This window comes from Dietzia sp. E1 (genome assembly GCF_014145015.1).
Classification (GTDB): domain Bacteria; phylum Actinomycetota; class Actinomycetes; order Mycobacteriales; family Mycobacteriaceae; genus Dietzia; species Dietzia cinnamea_A.
Genome location: NZ_JAALDU010000263.1, coordinates 1 through 5,543, shown reverse-complemented (window position 1 = coordinate 5,543; position 5,543 = coordinate 1). Strand labels below are relative to the sequence as shown.

The 5,543-nt window shown below is 71.9% G+C and carries 6 protein-coding genes; 3 read left to right on the top strand and 3 right to left on the bottom strand.

The genetic code is table 11. The annotated features are described in order from the left end of the window. The coding region (locus tag G6030_RS09565; RefSeq protein WP_182642979.1) for an MFS transporter at window positions 1–969 on the bottom strand (969 nt) is incomplete at its 3' end. Then, entirely contained in the window at window positions 962–1,855 is an 894-nt protein-coding gene (locus G6030_RS09560) for a glutaminyl-peptide cyclotransferase (protein ID WP_131885778.1), read from the bottom strand. The genes G6030_RS09565 and G6030_RS09560, both read right to left, overlap by 8 nt. Window positions 1,856–1,913: 58 nt before the next feature. Between G6030_RS09560 and G6030_RS09555 the strand changes: the two genes are divergently transcribed. After that, window positions 1,914–2,825 (top strand): DUF3027 domain-containing protein, encoded by a 912-nt coding sequence (locus tag G6030_RS09555; RefSeq protein WP_131885789.1) that lies wholly within the window; start codon window positions 1,914–1,916, stop codon window positions 2,823–2,825. Between the two features lie 6 nt (window positions 2,826–2,831). On the opposite strand, the gene G6030_RS09550 is transcribed toward G6030_RS09555, so the two are convergent. Continuing rightward, window positions 2,832–3,101 carry a DUF2530 domain-containing protein gene (locus tag G6030_RS09550; protein ID WP_131885779.1) on the bottom strand — a complete coding sequence of 90 codons (270 nt, stop codon included), beginning with the start codon at window positions 3,099–3,101 and terminating at the stop codon, window positions 2,832–2,834. Between the two features lie 75 nt (window positions 3,102–3,176). Between G6030_RS09550 and G6030_RS09545 the strand changes: the two genes are divergently transcribed. Together G6030_RS09545 and G6030_RS09540 are read left to right on the top strand one after the other, a co-directional pair. Further along, entirely contained in the window at window positions 3,177–4,646 is a 1,470-nt protein-coding gene (locus G6030_RS09545; protein ID WP_007630510.1) for an NCS2 family permease, read from the top strand. Between the two features lie 27 nt (window positions 4,647–4,673). Then, on the top strand, window positions 4,674–5,510 hold the full coding sequence (locus tag G6030_RS09540) for an RNA methyltransferase (RefSeq protein WP_007630509.1): 837 nt from the start codon (window positions 4,674–4,676) through the stop codon (window positions 5,508–5,510). Window positions 5,511–5,543: the final 33 nt, after the last annotated feature.

The window sequence follows — 5,543 nt, the reverse complement described above, 5'->3', positions numbered from 1 at the left end:
GCTCGTGATCCGGCCCGGGCGCCCCAGCGGCAGTCGGGCGCCGACCGCGTTGCCGGCGAAGGTGCCCAACCCGCCGGCCGCGCCGGCGATCGCGAGCAGGCCCGCCTGTTCGAGGGCGGACGCGTCCTCCTGCGCCTTGGCGACGAAGGCCAGATACAGGGTGAGGAATCCCGTCATGAACCGCACCAGCGAGACCGCCCAGAGATTCGCCAGGACGTTCCTGCCGAGCGGCCGGGTGAGCACGGCGCGCAGGCCACGTCCCACCGAACCCCCGTGTCCCGACCACAGGGTGGCGGATTCATCGTCCTCCGACGCCTCGGCGTGCGCGGGGATCGTCATGGACACGTAGGCCGACACGAGGGCGACCGCGGCGAGCAGCCATAGCGCGGTGGGGGAGTCCCAGATCCATGCCACGGCGCCGGCGGCGGCCCCGGCGACGACGCTGCCGCCGACGTGTCCCAGCACCGTCAGGCGGGAGTTGGTCCGGACCAGGTCCAGCGCCGGTGGCAGCACGTGCGGGGTGATGGAGGCCTTGACCACGCCGAACGTCTTGGACAGCACGAGCATGCCCAGGGCGAGCGGATAGAGCAGCCATGTGTCGAAGTTCAGGCCGAGGATCACCGCGAGCACCGCACGCAGGGTGAACGTCAGCGAGACGGTGAGCCGACGGCCACTGCGCAGGCGGTCGAGGGCAGGGCCGATGACGGGCGCGATCAGCGCGAACGGGGCGACCGTCACCAGCAGGTACAGCGCGACGTTGCCGCGTGACTCCGCGGTCGCCGCCGAGAAGAACAGGGTGTTGGCGAGGGCTACCGCGAGGATGGCGTCACACGCGAAGTTCGCGATGGTGACGTAGCTCAGCGGCGCCAGCCCCGAGCGGTCCGCACCGTCGGCGTGGAAGATCCGGCGCACCCCCCGCCCGGTGGAGGCGGCGGCCCGCCGTGCTGGTCCCCGGGGGCGCTCACCCAACGAGTCGCACCTCGTACATCTGCGGCCACAGCTTCCCGGTGACCAGGAGGCTCTCCGAGCCCGGCAGCGACGCGATCCCGTTGAGCACGGCGTCCGGGTCGGCCGGCCGGGGCCGGCCGAGCTGCGCGGCGTCGTAGATGGCGGTGACCTCGCCGGTGGCGGGATCGATCCGGATGATCTCGTCGGTCATCCACACGTTCGCCAGGACGTCGCCGTCCACACACTCCAACTCGTTGAGCCGGGGCACCGGCGTGCCGCCCGAGGTGACGGCGACGGTGCCGACCGGTTCGAACGTGGCAGGGTCCCGGAAGGTCAGCGTGTCGGAGCCGTCGCTCATTACCAGCCCGGAGCCGTCGAAGCACAGGCCCCAGCCCTCGCCCTGGTACGTGGCCTCGGACCGGACCTCGAGGGTCCGCGGGTCACGGTTGTGGGCGACCCCCTTCCTCCACGTCAGCGTCCACAGCGTGTCGGGGGTGACGGCCAGGCCCTCGCCGAACTCGTCATCCGCCATCTCCACGGTCACCGCGTCCCCACCCTCGAGCGGCCGACGCTGCACCACCGAGTCGCCGTACCGGCCCGTCGACTCGTAGACCTCGTCGCCGACCACCTGCAGGCCCTGGGTGAATAGGGCGGGATCGTGCTCCAGCGTGCGCATGACCTCGACCGAACCGCGGACCGGCTGCGGCTCCGACGGGCCGACCGGGACGCGCGGGGCGGTGGACCCGGTGGACGACGAACCGGCGGGCGCGCTGGAGGACGCCAGCGAGGTCCCGGCCGCGGTGGTGGGGCTCGGTTCGCTCCCGTCCCCGGTCGAGCACGCCGTCAGCGCGGCGATCAGGCTCAGGGACACGACGAGGGGGCCGACCGGGCGGCGGACACTGCTCATGCCCCCAAGGATGCCGCACGACGGGCCGGACCGCGCCCTCCCCGCGATGATGCGCATAATGGGGGACGTGAACACCGAGGTAGGCACGGATCAGGGGGCGACCGTCGCGGGCACCGATGAGGAATCGGGCTTCGACTCCGAGCTGCGTGAGCGGCTGGCCTCGGCCGTGGACGTGGCGCGGGCGGCGACCGAGGAGTTCGCCATCACCGGCGTGGGCGAGCACCTCGGGACCACCGTCGAGGCCGCGTACACCACCACGCACCGTTTCGCCTCCGAATTGCCCGGGTACCGCGGGTGGTACTGGGCCTGCGTGCTCGCCCTCGTCCCGGGCGGTGAGGTGACGGTCGACGAGATCGCGCTGCTGCCAGGGGACGACGCGCTGGTCGCGCCCGAGTGGGTGCCGTGGGAGAAGCGGATCCGGCCCGGGGACCTCGGCGCGGGCGATCTGTTGCCACCCGCGGAGGACGACGAGCGGCTCGTCCCCGGGTACGTCTCCAGTGGAGACGAGGCGCTCGACGAGGCCGCCGGTCCCATCGGACTCGGACGTCCGCGCCACCTGAGCCGGCAGGGCCGGTCGGCCGCCGCCGAACGTTGGACCGCCGAGCGGGGGCCCGACACCGAGATCGCCCGCAGCGCCAAACACCACTGCGGCACGTGCGGGTTCCTGGTCCCCCTCGCCGGCTCGCTCGGCACGATGTTCGGGATCTGCGCCAACGAGTACTCCGCGGACGGTCAGACCGTGCACCTCGAGTACGGCTGTGGCGCGCACAGCGAGACCGAGGTGCCGAAGGACACGACGCCGCCGGTACCCGATGCGTACGACGACGCGGCCGTCGACGTGGTGGTCCTGCCGCAGCAGCTCGCCGCCTCGGCCCGCGCCCGCTCAGCGGGGGACACCTCGGCCGGGGAGGCCGGGACCGGAGAGACCGCGTCGGGGGCCGAGGGGTCGACGCCCGCGGACGAGGCCTAGCGCTGCTCAGTCGCGGTCGAAGTCCAGCCCTCGCTGGGCGCCCGCGCTGCCCCGCAGGACCGCGCGGCGCTGCAGCGCGTAGACGAGCGAGCCGACCGCGCCGACACCGATCCCCACCGCGCACAGCACCACGGTGCGCATGTCGACGTCGGTCATGAGCGTGTGGGCCAGCAGGGCCAGGGTCCACGCCAGCGTCCCGAGGATCACCACGGGACGCGGGTCCAACAAGTAGGTCGGGATCGGCGGTACCTGCGTGTCCTTCGCCTCATCCGTCATGCCCGCGACGCTACCGCAGGTACGTGGCCGGTTACTCTATGACGGTTCCCCACCCATAGCCAGGAAGGTCGCCAGATGTCGCAGAGCACCGGGGCCGCGTCGCAGCCCCCCGCCGGGATCGGGGCGGTCGACCGCTACTTCAAGATCAGCGAGCGGGGCTCCACCGTCGCGCGTGAGGTCCGCGGCGGGCTCGTCAGCTTCTTCGCGATGGCCTACATCATCATCCTCAACCCGCTGATCCTCGGCTCGGGTGTGGATGTCGAGGGCAACCAGCTGTCGATCGTCGAGATCGCCGCCGTCACCGCCTTCACGGCCGGCGTGATGACCATCGCGTTCGGCGCCATCGCGCGGTACCCGTTCGCGTTCGCGACAGGCCTCGGCATCAACTCGCTCGTCGCGGTGACGATCGCCCAGCAGGTGACCTGGGCCGAGGCCATGGGCCTCATCGTCATCGAGGGCGTCATCATCGTGATCCTCGCGATCACCGGGTTCCGCACCGCCGTGTTCAACGCGGTCCCCGCCGACCTCAAGGCCGCGATCGCGGTGGGTATCGGCCTGTTCATCGCCATGGTCGGCGTGGTCGACTCCGGGTTCGTGCGCCGCCTGCCGGACGCCGCCAACACCACCGTCCCGGTCGGCCTCGGTATCGGCGGCTCGATCGCGTCCTGGCCGACCTTCGTCTTCGTCGTCGGCCTCCTGCTCTGCGGCGTGCTCGTCGCCCGGAGGATCCGCGGCGGTCTGTTCATCGGCATCGTCGTCACCGCGGTGTTCGCGGTCATCGTCGAGGGCTTCGCGAACGCCGGCCCGTCCGTCGTCGACGGCGAGCCCAATCCCACCGGCTGGAGCCTCGCGGTGCCGGTCATCCCGGACTCCCTGGGCGGCATCCCCAACCTGTCGCTCATCGGCAACGTCGACCTCATCGGGGCGTTCACCCGCATCGGCCCGCTGGCCGCCGGACTGTTCGTCTTCACCCTGCTGCTCGCCAACTTCTTCGACGCCATGGGCACGTTCACCGGCCTCGGCAAGGAGGCCGAGCTGATGGACTCCGAGGGCAACCTGCCCAGCATGAAGAGCGCCCTGGTGGTCGAGGGATTCGGCGCCGTCGCCGGCGGTCTGACCTCGTCGTCGTCGAACACGGTCTTCCTCGAGTCGGCCTCCGGTATCGCCGAGGGCGCGCGCACGGGCCTGGCCAACGTCGTCACCGGCGTGCTGTTCCTGCTGGCGATGTTCTTCACCCCGCTCTACGAGGTGGTCCCGGTGGAGGCCGCCGCGCCCGCCCTCGTGATCGTGGGCGCGCTGATGATCGCCCAGATCAAGCAGATCGATCTCAGCGACTTCTCCATCGCCCTGCCCGCGTTCCTCACGATCGTGGCGATGCCGTTCACCTACTCGATCGCCAACGGCATCGGCATCGGCTTCATCGCGTGGGTCGTCATGGCGACGGCGACCGGCAAGGCCCGCACCGTGCACCCGATCCTCTGGATCGTCGCGGCAGCGTTCGTCCTCTACTTCGCGATCGGCCCCATCACCGACGCGCTGGCCTGACCGGCCGGCGGGAGGAGCGACCGAACCGTGCACGTCGTCGACGTCTCCGATCCCGCCGACCCCCGGCTGGACGATCTCCGCGACCTCAACAACTCCGACCGCCGACCCGACCTGCCCGGCGGTCGGGGACTGGTGATCGCCGAGGGCACCTACGTGGTGGGCCGCATGCTGCTGTCCCGCTTCCGGCCCCACGTTCTGCTCGGCACCGACTCGCGCCTGCAGCAGCTGCGACGCGAGGCCACCGCCGAGGGGTGGGACGCCGACGAGCGGGCCGGCGACGCGGTCTACCTGCGCACCACCAAGGACGTCCTCAGCGAGGTGATCGGCTTCCGCTCGAGCCGTGACATCCTCGCCGCCGCCGACCGACCCGGGCCGCTGGCGGTGGACGAGGTCGTCGACGGGGCCCGCACCCTCGTCGTGCTCGAGGGCGTCAACGACCCGGAGAACCTCGGCGCGATCTTCCGTAACTGCGCGGCGCTCGGCGTGGACGGGGTCCTGTTCGGCGCCGCCACCGGGGACCCGCTGTACCGGCGGGTCGTGCGCGTGTCGATGGGGCACGTGCTGCGGCTGCCGTTCGCGCATCTGCCCGGCACGCCGACCACGTGGCAGCGGAGCCTCGACGACCTCCGCGAGCGCGGTTTCCGCACCATCGCGCTGACCCCGGCCGCCGAGGCCCCCCTTTCCCGCGCCGTCGACGCCGAGAAGGTCGCGTTCGTGCTGGGTGCCGAGGGACCGGGCCTGACGGAGCACGCCATGCGCGCCTGCGACGTGCGCGCCGCCATCCCCATGACCGACGGCACGGACTCGCTCAACGTGGCCACCGCCGCCGCGGTCGCGTTCTACGAGCGGGCCCGGCGCGACTGACCCCCCGCGCGACTGACCCCCCGCGCGACCGAT